Raw genomic sequence first — 22,339 nt, 5'->3', positions numbered from 1 at the left:
CCTAGTATTCAATTGGAAATGGCGATTTCAACTTCGACTGCCTGAAATTAATAGATTAGTTGGATAGATTATGCATTGTTCACGTCGACCATCACGTAGAGGCTGGTTCCTGTTTTTTTAATCTGGTCTGTCAGCTTTTTGCTGCATTTTTTTTGGGAAATGATCCAGGTGCCTTTCTTTACAGGGATGATGGAGGCGTCCCATGGTGCGGTCGTCTGGCTCTGCACGCGGGCGGCAATCGGTGATGCCAATATTGCACTATTTGCCTATGGCGTCGCCGCAGCGGCAACTAAAGATGGCTTTTGGATACAGGGGCGGTGGCGCCGCCATGCTTTAGGAGCGTATTTTGCTACCGGTCTGCTTATAACCATAGTCTTTGAAGCCTGGGCCACAGGCGCAGGCCAGCGCTGGAGCTACAATGATTCTATGCCCCTGTTTCCCTTCCTTGGCACAGGTATCGCCCCTCTAGCGCAGTGGATTATCGTTCCAACAGTCTCGCTCTTTGGTTTGCGTTGGCTCTACAGAGGCTGGCTTGATCTCAGACGTCAGGGCCGCGATCACCCCCAGCAATGAATGCCGGAGCCCCGGGCATCATATAAACCGCCCTACAGACAACTGCACATCCACACCAATCACGAGTGTGGCGGTCAGCGACACTACACTATTGATGATTGCCACCATTGCCAGACGTAGACAAGTACGATCACAATAATACGATGTTCCACTGTGACTGATCGACTCATCCATCACTCAACTCCGAAGTCCTTGCGAACGGTTGGCATTACGTATGCCACTCCCGGCCATGCCGGCACCAGATACAGCCGCAGTCGACGTGATTGCAGCTTATATCCCGTCGCTGGCTCCGCAAATGCAAACCCGCCAACGGCGCCAGCAGACGCCTGGCAAGTGTGGGCCGGTAGAGACGGCGCAAAAACTCGCGCGCATCCAGATGGTTTTCCTGGCGGCGCATGCACCAGCGATAACCGCGGTTACCCAGCAGCCCATAAAACGCGCGGTTCACCAACGCCGCCGCCATCGGACGCTCCAGGGATTCTCGCCAAAGCCGGTTGTAGTCGTCACCATGCAGCAGACTGCGTGCGGCCAGCACGCCGGAGGTGATGGCCGCGCGCATCCCGAAGCCCCACAGCGTATCCTGGAAACCGGCCTGCTCACCCGCTACCGGGTGCACCCCGGACAATGCGGTTACAGGGATACGGAAGTTTCCAACACCGCCGTGCGGCTGAGGATTCATCATCTCCATGCCGGCCAGCCTCTGAAACGCACTGACAGTTCGCTCCACATACTTTGCTTCATCCCTGAAACCAGTAAACATGCAACTCTTTACCGTTCCCTTGCCTCCCATTACCAAAAGGTAGGCATACCCTTTAGGGGCAAGGTTGTTATCACAAATTGCCCAGAAACCGTCCGGCATGGATGTATCGAAATGATAGCCGACCGCAATGGCATCGGCGGCCTTTGGGCCAGTCGCCAGGATGGCCGGGCCCCGGGCATGCCGCAGCCGGCTTTTGAAATGCACCTGCACGCCCAGTTCCCTGGCCTGTCTCAGCAACGCCGTGTCCAATGTGTCTGGCCCGGAGCCACGCTCCACCAGGTAGAACAGCGGCTCAATGCTCTCAATGGCGTACGGGGAATCCCAGGCATCAAAGGCGGTACCCCGGCGGCATGGAACTCGCTTGAAGTCGGTGGTGATTCCGAGTTCCTGCAACACCGCCAGGGCATCCTGCTGCGTGCTCCAGTTCTCCAACCCCTGAAGGTCCCGTTTGAAGCGGTGCCCCACCTCGGCCCGGGCCTCATGCACGATGACTGACCGCCCCGCCCGCGCCAGTGTGATGGCGGCTGCCAGCCCGGCCGGCCCGGCGCCGGCAATCTCGACCGCGCCATTTCTGTTGTCTGACATCATGGCTCCGATACCAGTCCCAGCCTCGTTGACGCCTATCATGTCCGCACCCGCCTTCCCCTCACCTTGTCACAAAGACATAAAACACAGCGATACCCGATCACTGGGCCTCCTTGAAGTCACGGATGTGCAGCAGGTCTTCCACCGGCAGCACGGCTATGATTCCGTCGCTGGCAAGCCCCTTGTGCACCGTTCGGGCAATGAGGTCAACGATCTCGTCTGCCTGCTCGGCTTCCGTGAATATCTCCACGCGAACGGAATCGGCCATGGTGTCCTTGGCTTAGTAGTTTTTATATCGACCACGGCCATGGGTTTTAGACACCGTCATACCGGAAAAACCAGCCGCGATCAGCGCATCCTCTACTTTCTTCAAGTCCAGACTGGAGAAGATCGCAGTCACTTTGCAAAACTTCGTATTCATTTCGCCTCCTCGTCAGTGAGCTGAAGAAGGATCGCTCCGGTTCTTCGGCTTGAAAATGACAGTTAATCACCCACAACTGAACTGACACTGAAAATAGGGAACAATCTGAAACCAGCCGGGGCTATACTGATTTAAGTCAAAGAAGCCTGGCCGCCCAGGCGAGACCCGCCACCCAGTCAATAAACGGCACCGGGTAAATACCCAGCAGCAGTATTGAGACGGCAACAATCAGAAGGGCGAGTTTCTCTACCCGACCCCGGCCGGCATCCGCCACCGCCTGCTGCATACCCGGTTCGCGCAGATACAGGGTGACGATCACCCTCAGGTAGTAGAACAGCCCGATAACGCTGCCGATAACGATCCCTCCAACAAGCCACCACCGGCTGCCTTCCACACCCAGGGCGATGATATAGAATTTACCGAAGAATCCGGCGGTCAGCGGAATGCCGGCCAGGGACAACATGCTCAGAGTCAATAATGCTGCCAGCCAGGGGCTGTGCCAGAACAGTCCCCTGTAATGGTGCAACCCGGAGGCATCCTCGCCACTGCCGGTGCCGGAGACATGCATAATCACGCCAAACGCCCCCATGGTGGCCACAATATAGGTGAACAGGTAAACCCCGGTGGTTTCCAACGCCAGGGGGCCACCTACTATAACGGCCACCAGCAGGTAGCCCATATGGGCGATGGAAGAGTAGCCCAGCAGGCGCTTCAGGTCAGGCTGGAACAGGGCCAGCAGGTTGCCACCGAACATGCTGAGAAGAGCCAGCAGGCTGATCAGGCCAAGGAGCCATCCACTGCCGAAGACCGGGGCCACCAGTACCAGCCGCAGCAATACCAGAAACACCGCCAGTTTGCTCACCGTGGCCAGCACAGTGGTCGCCGGCGCCAGACCTCCCTGGTATACGTCCGGTGTCCACTGGTGAAACGGTATGATGGACAACTTGAACCCCAGCCCCACCAGTAACAGTGCGGCGCCGCCCAGAATCCAGGGGTCCGGACTGCCAGCAACCCCCGCGGCGAGTGCCGTCAGCTCAAGGTGGCCGGTGCGGGCATAGATCAACGCCATGCCAAACAGCAGAAAGGCGGTGGCGGCGGCGGACAATATGAGGTATTTGATCCCCGCCTCCAGGGACCGTTCTGTCCGGAAACTGTACGCCACCATGCCGTACAAAGGCATCGACAGCAATTCAAGGCTGATGAACAGGGTGGCCAGGTGGTTGCTGGCCACAAGGCCCAGGGCACCTGTTACCGCGCAAAGCAACAACAGGTAAAACTCTTCCCGCGGCCCCCTGTAGCCGGCCAGGTAACCATGGCTCATGGCGGCGATAAACAGGCCGCTCACCAACACCAGCGCGCTGCCCATGAGGGCAAGGCCGTCAAAGATCATCAGCGGCGGCGAAGAGGGCGCGGCCGAGGCCAGCGGCAGGCTCGCCAGGGCCAGGGCCAGACCGCTGACAGTGACCGCCGCGGTACCACCGTGGTGGCGTCGCCAGGCGACGCCCAGCATTACCAGTACGGCTGTCGAGGCGACAATAAGCAGGGGCAGCAGCCCCACAAGATCGATCAGGGTCAGCATCAGTTCATCCCTCCTGCCCGGACCGGGCCCGCCATGAACAGGTCCGCCACCGGCCGGACCATTGACGCCGTGGTATCAAGCAGGGGTTGCGGATTCAGGCCCACTGCCAGGGTGAGTCCGATCAAGGCCAACATCATGCCGTACTCCCGCACATCCGGACCCGCGAGCAGGCCCGGTTGTTGTTCGCGACCGAAATGCACCCGCTGCATCATCAGCAGTGAATAGATCGCGCCAAGCACCAGCCCGGCGCTGGCGATGACCACCACCACCGGAGCGCTGCGGAAGGTACCGAACAGTACCATGAACTCGCCAAGGAAATTGGCCGTGGCGGGCATCCCCAGAGAGGCCGCCAGGAAAAACAAGGTCACGCCGGGCAACACCGGTATTCGGCCCCAGAGCCCGCCCATGCGACGCATATCCCGGGTATGAATGCGTTCAAAGAGCTGGCCACTGAGAATGAACAGAGCGGCACTGGAGAACGCATGGGCCACCATGAGTACGATTGCGCCCTGGATCGCCAGTTCGGATCCGGAATAAACGGCAATCAGCACGAACCCCATATGGGATATGCTGGCATAGGCAATCAGCCGCTTGATATCCTGCTGGCCGCAGGCCAGGACCGCGCCGTAAATAATACCCACGACCCCCAGCGCCATGGCCACCGGCGCAAAGGCCTGGGACTGTTCCGGAAACAACGGAATCGCAAAGCGCAGCATGCCGTAGGCGGCGGTTTTCAGCAGAATGCCCGCAAGGTCCACGCTGCCGGCAGTGGGCGCCTGGGCGTGCGCATCCGGCAGCCAGCCATGAAAAGGCACGACAGGCAGCTTCACCGCAAAGGCAATAAAAAACCCGAGCATAATCCAGAAGGACAGATTGTCGGGCACGTCGGCGTTCAACAGTGCGTCATAGCTGAAGGTTATCTCGCCGGAGCTGGTGTAATGCACGAACACCAGCGCAAGGATCGCCACCAGCATCAGCAGGCCGCTGGCCTGGGTGTAGATGAAGAAGCGGGTGGCGGCACGAATCCGGGTTTGCCCCGGGGAGCCGCTGTGCCCCCAGAGGGCAATCAGAAAATACATGGGTACCAGCATCACTTCCCAGAACAGGAAGAACAGGAGCAGGTCCAGCGCCAGAAACACACCCACCACGCCGCCCAGAACAAACAGCAGATTCAGATGAAAAAAGCCCACCCGCTCGACAATCTCTTTCCATGAGCAAAGTACCGCCAAGGCACCCAGAAAGCCGGTCAGCGCAATCAGGATCAGCGACAAGCCGTCCAGAGCCAGATGAATCTCGATGCCAAAACGAGGAATCCAGGGGACTCGCCACTCCAGCAGCCACGGTCTCTCGCCGGCGCCATAGGCGCTGAAATCACCGCCTGCCCAAAGCACGACGCTGACCGCCAGCACGAACAGCATGGTGGCCAGGGCAATCCAGCGCGGCGCCTGTTCGCCCCAACGCTCCGAGTGCCAGCACAGCATGCCACCGAGGAAGGGAATCAGAATCAGCCAGAACAGAATCATGCGCCACCTCCCTGAGTCATTACCAGGCCAACCAGTATCACCGTGGCACCGAATACCATCACTTTGGCGTAAGTCCGCAGCTGGCCGTCCTGGGACCGCACCAGGCCCGCATTGCACAGGCGGGCAATCACGGCCGGCAGGTTCATCCCCAGGTTAATAAAGTCGAAACGCAGCACGCGTACCAGGGCCTGCCAGGGCCGGACCAGTGTCCGGTCGAACAGGGCATCGAAGCCCCAGGCCCGGTTGAACAGGATCCAGAGCCGCGCCCCCAGACCCCGACCGACCTTTGCGTCAAGCCACCGGCGCCGCGCCAGGAACAGCCAGCCAGCCAGAGCCAGGCCAGCAAGCACCGCTCCGGTCGCCAGGAACTGAAACAGGGTGTGGCCGGCGTTCGTGGCATCATCGGGGGGCGGCGGGAACACCACCTCAAGCCCCGGGTACAGCCAGGCACCAACGAAGGTGGAAAGCACGGCCAGGATTGCCAAAGGCAGGTGATGCCTGAGGGGACTGGTGCCCGGCCGGGGATGGCGTGCATGATCACTGCGGGGCTGGCCATGAAAAATGCCCAGGATCAGCCGCACCGTGTACAGGCCGGTTAGCACGGCTCCGGTCAGACCCGCCGCGAACAGTCCGTAGTGGCCCGAGGCCATGGCCTGCCAGAGAATCTCGTCCTTGCTGAAGAAGCCCGCGGTTACCAGCGGCAATGCCACCAGCGACGCGCCCCCCGCCAGGAAACCGGCATAGGCGACCGGCAGTTTGCGCCAGAGCCCACCCAGCCGGCTCAGATCCTGTTCATGGTGGCAACTGATGATAACGGCCCCGGCTGAAAGGAACAGCAATGCCTTGAAGAAGGCGTGGGTCATCAGGTGAAAAATGGCCGCGTCAAACGCCCCGACCCCCAGCGCCAGGAACATGTAGCCGATCTGGCTCATGGTGGAATAGGCCAGCACCCGCTTGATGTCGGTCTGGGCCAGGGCCGCGAAGGCCGCCAGCAACAGCGACAGGGCTCCGATGATGCCCACCAGCCACATCACATCCGGTGCCAGCAGGAACAGCCCGTTCAGGCGTGCAATCAGATAAACGCCGGCGGTCACCATGGTGGCCGCGTGGATCAGGGCCGACACCGGAGTGGGGCCTGCCATGGCATCCGGCAGCCAGGTGTGCAGCGGCACCTGTGCAGACTTGCCCAGGGCACCGCCAAGGACCAGCAAGGCCGCAAGATTGGCAGTGACACTCCCCTCGGCCCAGACCCGTGGTGCCTGCTCCAGCACCAATCCGATATCGAGGGTGCCGAGTTCCACGAAGATCAGGAACAGCCCCAGGGCAAGGAATACGTCACCTGTGCGGGTCACGATAAACGCCTTGAACGCCGCCCGCCCATTAGCTTCGTTCTGATAGTAGTAGCCGATAAGGCCGTAGCTGCAAAGGCCAACGCCTTCCCAACCGAGAAACAGCAACAGCAGGTTATCGGCCAGCACCAGCACCAGCATGCTGAACACAAACAGGTTCATCCAGGCATAGAAGCGGGTTATACCGGCCTCGCCCACCATGTACCAGACAGCGAACAGGTGAATCAGGAAACCCACGCCGGTGATGATCGACATCATGACCAGCGAGAGACGATCAACCACCACGCCCATGGTCGGCTGGAACTCGCCCACGGAAACCCAGGTCCAGAGCGTGAACCCCTGGCTGTCGCCGGAGAAGGTCAGCAGCGCCCAGGCGGTGGCCAGCGCGGCCAGCCCCACGCTGCCCACGCCAATGGCCGCGCTGGCCCGCGGTCCCAGCCGCCCGCCGGAAAAGCCGAGAACAATGGCACCGGCCAGAGGTAACAGAAATGACAGTAAAGTCGCAGCCATCATCATCCACGCATCCTGCTGACTTCGTGCAGCTCAAGTGAACGGAAACGCTGGTAAAGCTGTATCATCAGCGCCAGGCCGACGCTGGCCTCGGCTGCCGCCAGGGTGATGACCAGCAGGAACATGGCCTGCCCGTCCGGCTGGTTCCAGGCGGTGCTGCCCACCACAAAGGCCAGCGCGGCGGCATTGAGCATGACTTCCAGGCTCATGAGAACGAACAGCATACTGCGCCTCAGCATCAACCCGGCCAACCCCAGGCTGAACAGAATAACGGCCAGGATCAGGCCATGCTCCATCGGGATACCAGTCATCGGGTGCCTCCACGGTTGCGATTGCCCCGGGGTTTGTTGCGCCGGCCCACGTGGGACGCCGTCACCAGCGCCGCCAGCAGCAGAATGGCGGCCAGCTCCACCACTATCAGCCATGGGCCGAACAGGGTGAGGCCGATGTCCCGGGCGGTTATCAGCTCACCGTCAATGGTCATGCCTGCCTGCCCGTCGCTGATCAGCGCCACCAGCGCCACCAGCAACACCAGAGCCAGCAGCGACGGCCCGAGCCAGTAGCCCGGACGTAGCCACAGGGGATCCCGCTTGGCCTCCGGACGCAGGTTGAGCATCATCACCACGAACACGAACAGCACCATTATGGCGCCGGCATAGACGATAATCTCGAGAGCACCGGCAAAGGGCGCACCCAGGGCGAAGAACACCAGGGCGACGGCAATCAGCGAAACAATCAGGTACACCACCGCATGCACCGGACTGGAGCCGCTGATAAGACCGACCGTGGCCAGCACCGCCACCAGGCCGCTAAGGTAGAATCCCAGCTCCATCAGTAGTTCCTTTTTTGGTCAGGGTAAAAGCGTACGGACATCCTCCGGGACCTCCTCGTTCTGTGCCTCACCTTTATCCTTGCCGGCGATAGCCATGCCGGCAACCTTGTAAAAGTGGTAGTCGTGGTCCTTGCCGGGGCCGTTGATCAGCAGATCTTCCTTCTCGTACACCAACTGCTGACGCTGGTACTCGCCCATCTCGAAATCCGGTGTCAACTGGATGGCGGAGGTGGGGCAGGCCTCTTCACACATGCCGCAGAAAATGCAACGGGAAAAGTTGATGCGGAAGAACTCCGGATACCAGCGGCCGTCGTCTTTTTCACCTTTCTGCAGGGAAATACAATCCACCGGGCAGGCCACCGCGCAAAGGTTGCACGCCACGCATCGTTCTTCGCCGTCCGGATCCCGGGTGAGTATGATGCGGCCCCGGTACCGGGGAGGCAGATAAACCTCCTCTTCCGGATAGTTCACGGTTTCCCGCTTGCGGAAGCCGTGCATGAATACCATCCACATGGTACGCAACAGCGACCAACTGGCCGGTATCAGCCATAACACCGACAACACCTTGTTTTTTCGCATCTTTCCTCCCTATGAACCGGTCAGTAGCAGCACCGCCCCGGTAGCCAGCAGATTGACCAGGGTCAGCGGCAGACACACCCGCCAGCCAAAGCTCATCACCCGGTCATACCTGGGCCGTGGCAGCGATGCCCGGAGCAGGATAAACAGCATCAGGAAGAAGCTGGTCTTGAGGGCAAACCACACAATGGGTGGCAGCCAGGGGCCCTGCCAGCCGCCGAAAAACAATGTCACGATCAGCGCGGAAACCAGCACCATGCCCACGTATTCGCCAATGAAAAACATGCCGAACTTCATACCGGAGTACTCGACATGGTAACCATCCGCCAGTTCCTGTTCCGCCTCCGGCTGGTCGAAAGGGTGGCGGTGTGTCACCGCGATGCCGGCGATCAGAAATGTGACGAAACCCAGGAACTGGGGAATCACGAACCACAGGCCTTCCTGGGCCGCGACGATGTCGCGCAGGTTGAAGGAGCCGGCCATGGCCACCACACCCATGAGCGACAGCCCCATGAACACTTCGTAGGACAGGGTCTGGGCCGAGGCTCGCAACGCGCCGAGCAAGGCATACTTATTGCCACTGGCCCAGCCACCGATTAACACCGCGTAGACGTTGATGCCGGCCAGCGCGAGGAAGAACAGCAGCCCGATGTGCATGTCCGCCACCCCCCACCCCGGTGTTATGGGGATAATAACGAAAGACAGCAGCAGGGAAGCGAAGGCAAGGTTGGGTGCCAGCATAAACAGGGCGCGGCTGGCAAAGGGCGGAGTCCAGTCTTCCTTGAAAAAGATCTTCAGCATATCGGCAATCAGTTGAAGAGTGCCGAATGGCCCTACCCGGTTGGGACCATAACGATCCTGCCAGAGGCCCAGCAGCCGACGTTCGACCACGGTCAGTGCCGCTCCCACCACGACCACGGCAAGCAGGATCACCAGCGCCTGGAACATGGCCCAGAGAGTGGCTGCCAGTTGTGGAGTCCACCAGCTCATGACTCACCTCCCGTGGGTTTTCCTAAAGTGAGTATCGCGCCCTGCCCCAGGCCGGGCAACAATCCCGCGGGCAGGCCAGCCCAGCCGGGGGGCCAGTCTTCCTGCTCCGATACCGTAATGTCCGGACCGCCAAACAGCATCAGGCTGTCGCCCTCACGCACACCAAGCAGCGTCAGACTGTCGCCGTCGCGCACGCCCAGCGCCTCGGCATCCGGGCGGGCCAGGATGACCACCGGCGCGGTCATCCGCTGCCGGACAGGTTCAGCCCGGGCAGACGTTTCCTCGCCCCCGAACACCCGTGGCAACACCAGCGCCCGCAGCCCGCTGCTGTCAGTGGCGCCGTCATCAAAGACCGGGTCGGGGTATTCGCGATGGCCGGGCTGAGGCCGAATCAATCTTATGCCCGGGTCCCCTCCGCGCAGGTGACCGCCCACTTCATCGGTGAACTTGTTCCACGCCTGCGGGGAATTCCAGCCCGGCGCCCAGGCGAAAGGTATCTGCTGCCGGGGCCGGTCAAATCCGCTGTAGCCTTCCATGGAGTAAGCGAAGGGTGTATCGGTATCCTGTGGCGGGCGGGGTTCATTTACATCGAGGTTGGCGCGCATGGCGGTGCGGCCGCTGTAACGCTGGGGCTCACGGGCCAGCCGCAGGCCCTCTATGCGATAATCGGGCCCGGGCGCGGCATCCACAATCCCGGCCAGGCCTGGATGGGCCCCGGCGCAGGCCCGGGTGGCCAGATCCAGGCTGATATCCCCGGGGGCTTCGCCCCGCAGCCCGGCGGCCAGGGTGTGTAACCAGCGCCAGCTCTCGTGAATTCGGGTCTCGGGGCGCAGGTAGGCCGGTTCGAACACCCGGAAGAAGCGCTGGGCCCGCCCTTCCAGATTTACCAGGGTTCCGCTCCCTTCCGCGAAACTGGCAGCAGGCAGGATGAAGTCCGCCCCCTCGGCGGTTCTCGTCCGCTGGTGGTCCAGCACCACGCGGGTGTTGGCACGGGCCAGGGCCTGCTCCACCCGGTCGGCGGGCAGGCGTTGATACAGGTCGTTCTCCAGCACCACCACCGCATCGGCCCGGCCCTCACTCAACTCATCCAGCGCCCAGTCCAGTGTCTGCCCCCCCATGAGCGACAGCCCGGTGCTGTTGGCCTCCCGCCGGATCAACACCAGCCCACCCTGCGCTGCCCGCCTGGACAGGGCCCGGGCAACCGCACCGGCGGCTTCCAGGATGGCCTCGCTGGCGAGGGAGCCGCCGCTGACAACCAGCGGCCGCGCCGCTTTTAACAGGCTGACGGCGATTTCTCCGGCCCGCTCCTGGCTGGCCGGGTCGAGGCCGTCCACCGGGGGCGCCGCCGGGTCGATGGCATGAGCCACCGCGAAACCGAGCCGGGCGATATCATCCGGCGCCAGGGCATGGCGGGCGACAGCGACACTGTCCAGCTCGGTGGGCGCTGGCCAGACAATGTGCAGCGGGTGGTACCGGTCCTGCCCCAGGGTCTTGACGGCCTCGGCATTCCAGGCCGGCACGCCGATCTGTTCAGCCAGTTCTTCCCGCCGTGACAGCACAGCCTGACGCAGATTCAGCCCCAGGCGCGCGGCGCTCTGGACCGGGTCCTCGCCCAGCACCAGAATGGCATCGTGGCGTTCTATTTCCCGGGGTGTCGGGGTGGGCAGTCCCGACGTTTCCTGCAGCCGGTTCATCATGGCCAGGCACGCCTGCTCCCGGGACTCTATCCCGGTGGAAAAGTTTTCCGGCCCCACCATGGCCAATAGCTGGTGATTGCTTTCCAGACTGGCCCGGGGCGATCCGATGCCGATGATGCGCCGGGCCTGACGCAGGGCGCCGGTGATACGCTCCAGGGCCGGATCCACCCCCAGCGTCACGGCCTCCTGCCCCGGCCGTTCGGTCCATTCCGGAACCCGCGGCCGGTCGGCGCGGTTGACGTATCCGTAACCAAACCGGCCGCGGTCACAGAGGAAGTGGCTGTTAACCTCACCGTGGTAGCGGTTTTCGATGCGGCGAATCTCGCCGTAGCGTTCCCCGGGGCTGATGTTGCAACCGACCGCGCACTGGTGGCAGATGCCGGGGGCATACTGCAGGTCCCACTTTCGGGTGTAGTGATCGGAATGACTCTGGTCGGTGAACACCCCAGTGGGGCAGACTTCGGTGAGGTTGCCGGAGAACGGGCTTTCCAGTGTGCCTTCGGCGTATCGCCCGAAGTAGATGTTGTCCCGGGCACCAAAGGCGCCCAGATCGGTGCCACCGGCGTAGTCATTGTAAAAGCGCACGCACCGGTAGCAGGTAATGCAGCGGTTCATTTCGTGGGCGATGAACGGCCCCAGGTACTGGTTGCGGCGAGTGCGCTTGTTGAACCGGTAGCGGCGGCGGTCATGGCCGGTCATTACCGTCATGTCCTGCAGGTGGCAATGGCCGCCCTCCTCGCACACCGGGCAGTCGTGGGGGTGATTGATCATCAGCCACTCCACCACACTGGCCCGGAAAGCCCGGGCTTCCTCGTCATCGATATCGATTCGGGTCTGGTCCGCCGCCGGGGTCATACAGGACATGACCAGAACGCCCTTGTTGTCGTCCTTGTCCTTGTACTGGCGCACCGCGCACTGGCGACAGGCGCCGACACTTCCCATGGCCGGATGCCAGCAGAAATAGGGAATATCCAGGCCCAGTGACAGACAGGCCTGGAGCAGGTTGTGCGCCCCGTTGACCTCGTAGGTTTTTCCGTCCACGTGAATCGTCGCCATGCTTGCTTCTGCCTTCACCTAGAAAGTACGATCACTGTTTGTTGAAAGTGACTGTTGAAACTAACGGTTGTTTGCCGGCGCGTCCGCTGCGACCCGGTCCGGAACGCCCCGGGTGTCGCCGCTTACCTTGCCAATGCCCTGCTCAAACTCCTGCCGGAAGTGCCGCAGCGCTGTTTCCAGCGGCATGGCGGCACCAGGGGCAAGGGCGCAGAAGGTCAGCCCCGGGCCACAGTCCGCCGCCAGCTTGTCGAGCAATTCGATGTCGCCGGCCTGCCCCTGTCCCTTTTCCAGGTCCCGGAGCAGTTTTACCACCCAGGGCAGACCATCACGGCACGGAGTGCACCAGCCGCAGGATTCCCGGGCGAAGAACTCCTCCAGGTTGCGCATCAGCGATACCATGCCCCGGTCCTCGGGGACCGCCATCATCAGGCCGGTGCCCAGCCGGCTGCCGACATTGGCGATAGAGTCAAAGTCCAGGGGCAGCTCCAGATGCTCCGGCAACAGGAAGCCGGTACTGGTGCCGCCGGGCAACCACGTCTTGAGCCGACGGCCTTGCTGCAGCCCCCCGGCCCGGTCGAGCAGCTCGGCCCCGGTGACGCCCATGGGCAGCTCCCAGAGGCCCGGCTCCGCAACCGGCCCCGACACGCCATAAAGCTTGGTGCCGCCGTCACCGGTACGGTTGCCGGACAGGTTCTGATACCAGTCAGCGCCATGGAGAATCACGGCGGGTATGTTGCACAGGGTCTCGACGTTGTTAACCACCGTGGGCCTGCCCCAGGCTCCGGACTGGCCGGGGAACGGCGGCTTGGCCCGGGGATTGGCGCGCTTCCCCTCCAGTGCATTGATCAGAGCCGTTTCCTCGCCGCAGATGTAGCGCCCCGCCCCGGTATGCACCGCGATGTCGAAATCGAACCCGCTGCCATCAATATCCGGCCCCAGCCAGCCGGCTTCGCGGGCCTCATCAATGGCCCGGTTCAGCACCCGGGCCGCCTCCACGTATTCACCCCGCAGAAAAATGTAGCCTTGCCGGGCGTTGTTGGCCCGGGCTCCGAGGATCATCCCCTCAATCAGCAGGTGGGGTTGCTGCTCCATCAGCAACCGGTCCTTGAAGGTGCCCGGTTCCATTTCATCCGCGTTGCAGATCAGGTAGCCCCGGGGCATGTCACCCCCCTGCAGCGTCAGGCTCCACTTGACGCCAGCGGAAAAACCGGCGCCGCCCCGGCCACGCACATTGGCGTCTTTCACCACGGTGATGATGCCCTGGGGGTCGCTCTCGGCCAATGCCCGGCGGACCGACTGATAACCATCCTTATCCAGATATTCGCCGAGCCAGACCACCTCGCCGTCGTCCCTCAGCCTCCAGGTCAGCGGATGGGTTTCGGGTTGACGCTCGGTACCGGATTGCCGTATCCGGCTGTGATAACGCAGCGGGTTGCCTTGACCTGAGGTGGATCCGCTCATTCGTAGCCCTCCAGCAGGTCGGACAGATCCTCCGGTGTGACCGGCCCGAAGGTTTCGCCGTCAATCATCAGCGCCGGGGCACCGTCACAGGCGCCGAGACAACACACGGGTAACAGGGTGAAGCGGCCATCGGCGGTGGTGGCGCCGTAGTCCACTCCCAGCTTCTCCACCAGGGCCTGTTTCAGCGTTTCATACCCGGTCAGGAAGCAGGAGCTGCTGTCGCAGACCAGGATCACATGGCGCCCTACCGGCTGACGGAAAATCAGGCTGTAAAAGGTAGCCACGCCGTCCACCGCGGCGAATCCCAGGCCCAGCAACCGCCCAACGGCCATGATGGCACCGTCGGGAACCCAGCCATGGCGGCGCTGGACGATTTTCAACGCCTCGATACAAGCGGCCTGGGGCTGCTCGTAGTGTTCCTTTTCCCGGAGAATCGCGGCTTCGTCGTCCGGGTGCAGTTCAAAACGGTCACTGCCGATCAGTTCGGTTGTGTGCGGGGTTGTTGCCATCATCAGCGATCCACGTCTGCCATTACGAAATCGATACTGCCCAGGTGGGCGATCATGTCCGGCACGAAGCCTCCGCGCATCAAGGACGGTATCTGCTGCAGGTGCGGAAAGCTCGGAGTCCGGATGCGGGTTCGGTAGCTCATGTTATTGCCGTCGCTGGTCAGGTAATAACTGTTTATGCCTTTGGTGGCCTCCACCATTTGCAGGGATTCGCCGGGTTTCAGAACCGGACCCCAGGACACCTGCAGAAAGTGCGTGATCAGCGTTTCGATGTGCTGCAACATCCGCTCCCTGGGTGGCGGGGTGGTCAACGGGTGGTCCGCCTTGTAGTCGCCCGCGGGCATGTGATCGACGCATTGCTGGATAATGCGCAGGCTCTGCCGCATTTCCTCAATACGCAGCTGACCCCGGTCAAAAACGTCTCCGTGCTGCCCCAGAGGCACCTCGAAGTCGAAGTTCTCATAGCCGGAATAGGGCCGCTGTTTGCGCAGATCGAAGTTGCAGCCAGTGGCCCGCAGGTTGGGACCGGTCACGCCCCATTCCAGGGCCTCGGTGGTGGTGAAGGCAGCCACATGCCGGGTCCGCTCCCGCACCAGGGCGTTTTTCATCATGGCCAGCTCGTATTCCCGCAGCCGCGGCGGCATCCAGTCAAGGAACTCCTGCACCAGTTGCTGCCAGCCCACGGGCAGGTCCTGGGCAAGGCCGCCGATCCGGTACCAGGCCGGATGCATGCGAAAACCGGTGATGCCCTCAATCACCTTGTAGGCCCGCTGGCGGTCAGTGAAGCTGTAGAACACCGGCGACATGGCGCCCAGATCCTGCAGGTAGGTCCCCAGGAACAGCAAATGGCTGCTAATACGGAACATCTCCGCCATCATCACCCGGACCGTCTTGACCCGGTCGGGCACCTCGATACCCGCCAGTTTCTCAACCGCAAGGACATAGGGAAGGTTGTTCATTACGCCGCCGGTGTAGTCGATGCGGTCGGTATAGGGAATGAAGCTGTGCCAGGTCTGGCGCTCGGCCATTTTTTCCGCGCCCCGGTGGTGATAGCCAATATCCGGCACGCAGTCGATGATCTCCTCGCCGTCCAGTTGAAGCACGATCCGGAAGGCACCGTGGGCAGAGGGATGATTGGGGCCCAGATTGAGGAACATGAACTCGCTGCCATCCCGCTCACGCTGCATGCCCCAGGCTTCCGGTTCGAATTTCAGCGCCTCCTGCTCCGTCTGCTGCCCCTCCACTGTCAGGGTGTAGGGGTCGAATTCCGTGGCCCGCGCGGGATAGTCCTTGCGTAATGGGTGGCCATGCCAGGTGGGCGGCATAAGCAGCCGTTGCAGATGGGGATGGCCGGTTGCGGTAATGCCGAACAGATCCCAGATTTCCCGCTCATACCAGTTGGCATTGGCAAACACCCGGGTCACGCTTGGCAGGTTCGGGTCGCCACCGGTCAGCGCCACCTTGATGATCAGGTCTTCATTACGATCCACCGACAGCAGATGATAGAAGACCGTGAAATCCGCGGCTGGTAGCCCGTCACGGTGGGCACGGAGCCGCTCGTCCACGGCAGAGAGATCGTAAAGCATGGAAAAAGACGCCGGCGGCGCCTTCAGGTGGCGCAGTATCTCCACTATCCGCTCACGTCGCACCCACAGCACCGGAAGCCCGGTCAGGGTAGGCTGAACGTGCTCGATGTGTTCCCGGAATCCGTCCAGAAGCCCGAGGGCCCGGTCAATGCCGGACTGGGCCGGTGCATGCCTGTCGAGAGCGTCTGTGCTCATGATGCTGACTCATCTCCTGTCAAGGTTGGGCAAATCGGGAGGCGGCGCTCAGAGTTTGTCCGGAGTCCTCAGTTCGGTGGCCTCGATTCGCTGGCTCCGTTTCTGCTCCCGCTGGGACCCCATCTCGGCCTTGTAAACCCCTTGATCCCCCACGACCCAGGACAGCGGCCGGCGCTCCTCCTGAATCGAGTCCTGCAACAACTGAAGTGCCTGCAGGAAGGCCTCGGGCCGCGGCGGACAGCCCGCTACATAGACATCCACGGGCAAGAACTTGTCAACCCCCTGAACCACCGAATAGATGTCGTACATACCGCCAGAGTTGGCGCAGGAGCCCATGGAAATGACCCACTTGGGTTCCAGCATCTGATCGTAGAGCTGCTGAATAACCGGAGCCATTTTGATGAAACAGGTACCCGCTATCACCATAAAGTCGGCCTGCCTCGGCGAGGCGCGGATCACCTCCGACCCGAAGCGCGCAATGTCATGGGGCGAGGTAAATGCGGTAGTCATTTCCACGTAGCAGCAGGACAGACCGAAGTTATAGGGCCACAAGGAGTTCTTGCGCCCCCAGTTCACCGCCGAGTTGAGGACGTCACTCAGCTTGCCGGTGAATACGTTGCGTTCAAGCTGGCTTTTGACGTATTCCTCCGATGACTGCCGGCGCCCCATCGGGTAACGGTCACTGGATTCCTGCTCTTCCTCGGCCCGTGTCAGTCTGTAAGGCATGGCTGGTCTCCATATAAAGGTTTGCTGACAGTGATCAAGGTCCGGACGACAATCATCGGGAACTGAATACACCCTGGAACCGAACGATTAGCCCTCCCCGTGTCCCTGAGAACCCTCGGGGGCCCACTCCAACGCCCCGGAGCGACTGTCGTAGAGCAGGCCGGCAAGCAGTATCAGGATAAAAACCGCCGCGCCCCAGAACCCGCTCCAGCCCGTTTCCGGAATCACAACCGCCCAGGCAAACAGAAACACCGCCTCAATATCGAAGATCACAAAGAGCATCGCGACCAGATAAAACTTGACGGAAAACCGCTGGCGGGCGTCACCGACACCGACAATACCGGACTCAAACGGGATGGTTTTGCTGACGCCATGGCTGCGCCCGCCAAGCAGGCTGGAAACGCCTGCCATGAAGGCACATAAGCCGAGGGCAGCGATCACAAAAAAACCGGTTGCCCAGTAGTTGACCAGCAACTCATTGACCGTGTCCGACATACCCCCTCCTGTTCTGAATCATCATCCTATCCGCCCAGCCTGAAACGGAACTGAATCAGCAGAGCAATCGTTCTCAATTTTTGATCCCGATCAAATTCACAAGACTGTTTCCAGCCGGCCTCAGTCAGCAGAGCGCACTACTCACTGCCATAAATCAAGACCTGCAGGAAACAGCAACTCCGCGGGCATAATCGAGTAGAGCAAGGTATCTGAAGGCTTCATACTGGCGCTGCTTTGAAAGCAGGTACCGCACAGACTGTGTTGTCTACTAATATGGCTTCATCGCACCGATTGAGGCCTTCGTGCAGTAACCATTGCCAGCACGATTGCCAACATCGCCAGGGGAGGAATTAGGACGACGACCACGCTACCAGTCCCAAGAGAAAGAACTGGGCCGCCAGACCGAGGATCAGCGTGGCAGCAAAGGTTGTCACTACCACCGTGCCAAGAGCTTTGCCCACCGGCGCGAATTCCGTCGCCGCCTGCTGGTACATGGGCACGACAATGCGCAGATATACCGCCAGTGAAAGTACACTGTTGGCAATTGCAACCACCGCCAGCCAGGTGAATTGGACATCAATGGCGGCGGCGAACAGCAGGAACTTCCCAACGAAGCCGGCAAGTGGCGGAATCCCGACCAGCGATAGCAGAAAGACCACCATTGCGATGCCAATAAGCGGTTGGGCGCGCCCCAATCCGTCAAAATCGTTCAGAGTCCGTCCGATATTGGCGGCAACGGCGAAAGCGCCCAGATTCATGGCCGCATAGGCGGCAGCAAACAGTATAATGGATGGCAGAGCAAGTTCACTGGCGCCGACTGCCAGGATACCCAGAAGGAAATAGCCGGATTGGGCAATCGACGAGTAGGTCACGGAGTTCATTATGAATTCTTGGTGCAGATCAGACATTCAGGCTTTCGCCGGAAACCGCCCGGTCAGCCGGCCGGCACCGCAAAAAGGAGGACAAAAATGAGTGCCAGCGCAACCAGGAAGAAACGTACCCGCTCACGCCGGTTGCGGCACACCGTCAGGGCCACCAGACATTGCAACAGGTAGTATAGGGCGAAGGCGCGTGACGCCAGCGCGATCACCGTAAAGGTGGAACCGGACCAGGCCAGCGCCATAGCCGCACCGCCTACCAGCAGGTAACCCCAACGCTGGGTGAGGCGCCGCCGCGTCACTTCCTCCAGGTTCGCCGCAGCCGCCAGGGTGTCCGCAACGGCAGCGGAGAACTGCGACAGGCCGGCGGCGAGGATAAGCGGCGCCGAAAGAAGTACCGAGACCGAGGCAACCACCTGGATCAGGCTGTTATCTGCGTATTGCCCGTCCAGAATTGGCACCAGGGGCAAGACCACGGCGACGAATGCCACGTAGACCGTGAGAGATACATATTGCGACCAGCGCGAGGCGTGGATCCGCGTCCAGGTATCAAAACTCTGGCCGAGATAGCGCGGCGTTTCGAAGCCCTGCACCACGATCAGGGTACCGGCCACCATGGTCACCATTTCCCAGCCGGAACGTTGCGGCATGGATGGCAGCACAAAGCGTCCGGTGTCCAGAAAGTCGCTGATGTCACGCAGGGCGAAGGCGGCCAACAGCACAGCGAGCACCAGGATGGTCACATACAGAGCCCACCGCTCCATCCGCTCCAACGGTCTCAAGCCACCCATGATGCCAATTGCAGTAATCACGCCGATCACCAGCGTGGTAAACAGGCTCTTGTTGAAGCCCGAATCCAGTCCGAAAGCCCCGAGCACGAAGGCGCTCAGGATATGAATGTAGAGGCACACGGACACAATATAAGCCAGGACCAGCGCCCCATCCGACAGTCGTTCGAGCGTGAGCGTCAGACGTTGACTGCCCGCTGCCAGCACCGGTTCAGCACACAGAATGTTATGGCGCACGACGGCACCGGTGTGAAAAGCGACAAAAGCCACCGCCAGCATCGCCCATAACGAATACGGCCCCACACTACTGGCCAGTACCGGTACGATGACCAGGAAGCCACTGCCGAAAATGGACGCCAGCGGTGTGCTCATGGCCGGCACGATGGCCAGCGTCGCCGGGCGGGGCACTAGGCCGGCCACTCCACCAGTCCCGCAAGAAAGAACTGGGCCGCCAGGCCGATGATCAGTGTGGCGGCAAAGGTGGTCACTACCACCGTGCCAAGACTTCTGCCCAATGGCGCGAATTCCGTCGCCGCCTGCTGGTACATGGGTACGACGATGCGCAGGTATACCGCTAGTGAAAGCACACTGTTGGCAATCGCCACCACCGCCAGCCAGGTGAACTGGGCATCGATGCCGGCGGCAAATAGCAGGAACTTGCCAACGAAGCCGGCGAGAGGCGGAATACCGACCAGCGACAGCAGGAAAACCACCATTGCGATTGCGGTCACGGGCTTTGCACGGCCCAGCCCACGGAACGCATCCAGCACACGGCCAGTTGCCGCGGTAACGGCAAAAGCGCCCAGGTTCATGGCCGCGTAGGCGGCAGCAAACAGGATAACCGATGTCAGCGCGAGTTTGCTTGAACCCACCGCGACGATGCCCAGCAGAAAGTAGCCGGACTGGGCAATCGAAGAATACGCCAACAGCCGGATGACGTTATCCTGCACCAGCGCGGCGAGATAGCCGTAGGTCATGGTCAGAACGGCCAGACCCGCGATGACGGCAGTCCAACCACTTTCCGGGGGCAGACCGCGAACCACCTGAGCAAGTGCGAACAGAGCCCCGATCTTGGGCACCACGGACAGGTAAGCCGCTATCGACAGCGGCCCGCCCTCGTAGGCATCTGGCGCCCAGAAATGAAACGGAACCAGCGATGCCTTGTAGCCAAGGCCGATAACGACAGCCACAAAGCCGATGATGACGGCCATAGGCATGGTATCCATGCCCGGCAGATCAGCAAGCAAGGTGGAGCCGGCGGCACCGAACCAGTAACTCAGACCGAAAATCATGATTGCACCGGTGACCGAGGCAAACACGAAGAATTTCATGGCGGCTTCGGTGGCCGGGTCGGTATCCGGGTAGGCAACCAAGGCGAAGGTGGCCAGGCCGGTCAACAGTGTGCCCAACACCAGGAACATCGTATCGCCCGCGCCGGCCAGAACCAGGGCGCCGAGGGTGGCAAAGCACAGCAGGCTGTAGACCGTACCCTCACGCGCGGTGCCTCGCACATCCACTCGCGCTAGTAGCATGGAGAGCACGGTGGCCGGCAACAGAATAAGCTTGGCCCAGACACTGAGTTCGTCAATCCGGAAGCTGCCGCCGAACACCGTTGTGTCCGCGCCAATCAGACGCAACGTCAGCCCCGTGGCAGCGAGCAGCCCGATGACCGAGACCACCAGCGCTATTCGCGGCCGGCGCAGCATTTCCGCAATCAGCGCGCCGACAGCCGTTAACAGTACGGCAATTTCCGGAATCAATAATGCAAGATCACGGGCCATTACAGCACCAGCGCCGATGTGGTCCGGTGAATGATGTCCAGCACCCAGGACGGTGCCACGCCGGTGGCAACCGTGAGTACCAGCAGTGGCGCCACGGCAAGCCATTCCCGTACACTGAGATCGGGCATGGCCTGCCAGCGCTGTCTGGGCTCGCCCAGAAAGGTTTCGCGCAACGCCTTGAGAAAGGTGCCAGCGATGATGGCAATGCCCAGAATCACAACAACCGCTACGGGCGCGCTACCCAAGGTGGCGAGAAATATCTGGAACTCAGCCGGAAAGTGCGCCAGCCCCGGCAGGCCCAGGGACGCAAAGGCCGCCAATATAAATGACCAGCCAAGCATCGGGACCGTCTTGAGCAGACCGCCGAACTCACCCATTTCACGGGTATGGGCGCGGTCCTGAATCATGCCCACCAGCAAGAACAGGGCGCCGGTAACCAGACCGTGACTGAACATCTGCAACACGGCACCATCCAGCGCGACGGCACGCACCGAGGAGTCCAGAGTCAGTGCGGCCACGGCGACGCCGACGATCACATAGCCCATGTGATTAACTGAGGTGTAGGCAACCAGGCGCTTGAGGTCGCTCTGAGCCAGGGCGGCAAAAGCCCCGTAGAGCGCGCTGACGACACCAAAGATCAGAACAACGACCCCCGCTTCACGGAAAGCATCGGGGGTCATTTGCAGGGCAAAGCGGACCAATCCGTAAGTGCCGAACTTCAGCATGATGCCGGCCAGGATGACACTGCCGACGGTCGGCGCCTGAACATGAGCGGCAGGCAACCAGGTATGCAGCGGCACCGCGGGGATCTTTACCGCAAAGGTGATCAGCATAGCGACCAATGCCCACATAGCCGCCGCCCCTTCCAGTGGCGGATTCTCGATCCAGGCTCGCATGTCGAAGGTCGGTTCAGAGCTGCCGAGGTAAAGCCCCAGGATGGCGAGCAACAGCGGCAGGCTGCCCAGCAGCGTGTAAATAAAGAACATTAGGGCTGCACGCTGCCGCTCCTCGTGTCCCCACCCGGCGATCATGAAGTACATCGACACCAGGGAAACTTCGAAGAAGACGTAGAACAAAATCCCATCGAGAGCGGTGAAGGTACCGACTGCCGCAGTCTCCAGAAGCAGGGCCAGGGCCACGTAGGCGCGCGGACGTTCACGAAGCGACGAAGCGTAGATGAACGCAACCAGGAAAAGCACGGCACTCAGTAGCACCAACGGCAGGCTGATGCCGTCGACCCCCACCCGGTAGGCGGCGCCAATGGCCGGGATCCATTCCAGCTCCTCGACCTGGGAAAAGCCTACGCCGCTGACACCCCGCAGCCACATGGCAACGGCAAAGGCCAGTGTCAGGGAGGCGGTGGCGATGCCGATGCCGTGCACGGTCTGTGCCGTCGGTCGTGGCAGGGCCAGGATCAGGACGGCGCCCGCCAGGGGCAGGAACAAGGTGATGGAAACGAGTGGTAACAT

19 protein-coding genes and 1 pseudogene are annotated in these 22,339 nt (G+C 61.4%); 1 reads left to right on the top strand and 19 read right to left on the bottom strand.

The genetic code is table 11. The features are described 5' to 3' along the window. The first annotated feature begins 138 nt into the window (after positions 1–138). Positions 139–573 carry a hypothetical protein gene (locus tag KYE_RS00995; protein WP_227497711.1) on the top strand — a complete coding sequence of 145 codons (435 nt, stop codon included), beginning with the start codon at positions 139–141 and terminating at the stop codon, positions 571–573. Positions 574–781: 208 nt separating this feature from the next. Here KYE_RS00995 and KYE_RS00990 read toward each other — a convergent pair whose 3' ends face one another. From KYE_RS00990 to KYE_RS00905, 19 genes and pseudogenes are all read right to left on the bottom strand, one after another. Then, complete coding sequence (locus tag KYE_RS00990) at positions 782–1,918, bottom strand: NAD(P)/FAD-dependent oxidoreductase (RefSeq protein ID WP_158217735.1); 1,137 nt, start codon at positions 1,916–1,918, stop codon at positions 782–784. 100 nt (positions 1,919–2,018) lie between these two features. Further along, positions 2,019–2,339 (bottom strand): annotated as a pseudogene (locus KYE_RS21745) (P-II family nitrogen regulator). Between the two features lie 136 nt (positions 2,340–2,475). Beyond that, a complete protein-coding gene (gene nuoN / locus KYE_RS00985; protein ID WP_413540213.1) occupies positions 2,476–3,921 on the bottom strand; it encodes an NADH-quinone oxidoreductase subunit NuoN in 1,446 nt (481 codons plus the stop codon). Next, positions 3,918–5,441, bottom strand: coding sequence for an NADH-quinone oxidoreductase subunit M (nuoM, locus tag KYE_RS00980; protein WP_008169470.1), 1,524 nt, complete (start codon positions 5,439–5,441; stop codon positions 3,918–3,920). Before nuoM ends, nuoN begins: the two co-directional genes overlap by 4 nt. Beyond that, complete coding sequence (nuoL, locus tag KYE_RS00975) at positions 5,438–7,306, bottom strand: NADH-quinone oxidoreductase subunit L (protein WP_008169468.1); 1,869 nt, start codon at positions 7,304–7,306, stop codon at positions 5,438–5,440. The genes nuoM and nuoL overlap by 4 nt, the downstream gene beginning before the upstream one ends. Beyond that, on the bottom strand, positions 7,303–7,611 hold the full coding sequence (nuoK, locus tag KYE_RS00970; protein ID WP_008169467.1) for an NADH-quinone oxidoreductase subunit NuoK: 309 nt from the start codon (positions 7,609–7,611) through the stop codon (positions 7,303–7,305). Before nuoK ends, nuoL begins: the two co-directional genes overlap by 4 nt. Next, positions 7,608–8,132, bottom strand: coding sequence for an NADH-quinone oxidoreductase subunit J (gene nuoJ / locus KYE_RS00965; protein ID WP_008169466.1), 525 nt, complete (start codon positions 8,130–8,132; stop codon positions 7,608–7,610). The genes nuoK and nuoJ overlap by 4 nt, the downstream gene beginning before the upstream one ends. A gap of 18 nt (positions 8,133–8,150) precedes the next feature. Then, positions 8,151–8,711, bottom strand: coding sequence for an NADH-quinone oxidoreductase subunit NuoI (gene nuoI, locus KYE_RS00960; RefSeq protein WP_039881756.1), 561 nt, complete (start codon positions 8,709–8,711; stop codon positions 8,151–8,153). 9 nt (positions 8,712–8,720) lie between these two features. After that, a complete protein-coding gene (gene nuoH, locus KYE_RS00955; protein WP_008169464.1) occupies positions 8,721–9,698 on the bottom strand; it encodes an NADH-quinone oxidoreductase subunit NuoH in 978 nt (325 codons plus the stop codon). Beyond that, positions 9,695–12,451: an NADH-quinone oxidoreductase subunit NuoG gene (nuoG, locus tag KYE_RS00950; RefSeq protein WP_008169463.1), complete on the bottom strand. Its 2,757-nt coding sequence runs from the start codon at positions 12,449–12,451 to the stop codon at positions 9,695–9,697. Before nuoG ends, nuoH begins: the two co-directional genes overlap by 4 nt. A 60-nt stretch (positions 12,452–12,511) precedes the next feature. Continuing rightward, positions 12,512–13,912, bottom strand: a complete 1,401-nt coding sequence (nuoF, locus tag KYE_RS00945; protein ID WP_008169462.1) for an NADH-quinone oxidoreductase subunit NuoF — start codon at positions 13,910–13,912, stop codon at positions 12,512–12,514. After that, positions 13,909–14,424: an NADH-quinone oxidoreductase subunit NuoE gene (gene nuoE / locus KYE_RS00940; RefSeq protein ID WP_008169459.1), complete on the bottom strand. Its 516-nt coding sequence runs from the start codon at positions 14,422–14,424 to the stop codon at positions 13,909–13,911. Before nuoE ends, nuoF begins: the two co-directional genes overlap by 4 nt. Then, positions 14,424–16,202 carry an NADH-quinone oxidoreductase subunit C/D gene (gene nuoC / locus KYE_RS00935; protein WP_008169457.1) on the bottom strand — a complete coding sequence of 593 codons (1,779 nt, stop codon included), beginning with the start codon at positions 16,200–16,202 and terminating at the stop codon, positions 14,424–14,426. The genes nuoE and nuoC overlap by 1 nt, the downstream gene beginning before the upstream one ends. Before the next feature lie 48 nt (positions 16,203–16,250). Further along, positions 16,251–16,928, bottom strand: a complete 678-nt coding sequence (locus tag KYE_RS00930; protein WP_008169455.1) for a NuoB/complex I 20 kDa subunit family protein — start codon at positions 16,926–16,928, stop codon at positions 16,251–16,253. A gap of 87 nt (positions 16,929–17,015) precedes the next feature. Next, positions 17,016–17,423, bottom strand: coding sequence for an NADH-quinone oxidoreductase subunit A (gene ndhC / locus KYE_RS00925; protein WP_008169454.1), 408 nt, complete (start codon positions 17,421–17,423; stop codon positions 17,016–17,018). A 350-nt stretch (positions 17,424–17,773) separates the two neighbouring features. Continuing rightward, complete coding sequence (locus KYE_RS00920; RefSeq protein WP_227497710.1) at positions 17,774–18,304, bottom strand: proton-conducting transporter membrane subunit; 531 nt, start codon at positions 18,302–18,304, stop codon at positions 17,774–17,776. Between the two features lie 53 nt (positions 18,305–18,357). After that, positions 18,358–19,509, bottom strand: coding sequence for a hypothetical protein (locus KYE_RS00915; RefSeq protein WP_039881755.1), 1,152 nt, complete (start codon positions 19,507–19,509; stop codon positions 18,358–18,360). Then, positions 19,497–20,870 (bottom strand): NADH-quinone oxidoreductase subunit N, encoded by a 1,374-nt coding sequence (locus KYE_RS00910; protein WP_008169451.1) that lies wholly within the window; start codon positions 20,868–20,870, stop codon positions 19,497–19,499. Before KYE_RS00910 ends, KYE_RS00915 begins: the two co-directional genes overlap by 13 nt. Further along, complete coding sequence (locus KYE_RS00905; RefSeq protein ID WP_008169450.1) at positions 20,870–22,339, bottom strand: complex I subunit 4 family protein; 1,470 nt, start codon at positions 22,337–22,339, stop codon at positions 20,870–20,872. Before KYE_RS00905 ends, KYE_RS00910 begins: the two co-directional genes overlap by 1 nt.

The sequence above is a fragment of the Marinobacter manganoxydans MnI7-9 genome (assembly GCF_000235625.1).
Lineage (GTDB): Bacteria > Pseudomonadota > Gammaproteobacteria > Pseudomonadales > Oleiphilaceae > Marinobacter > Marinobacter manganoxydans.
The sequence above is the reverse complement of the archived record's forward strand: the minus strand, read 5'-3'. Positions and strand labels throughout refer to the sequence as shown.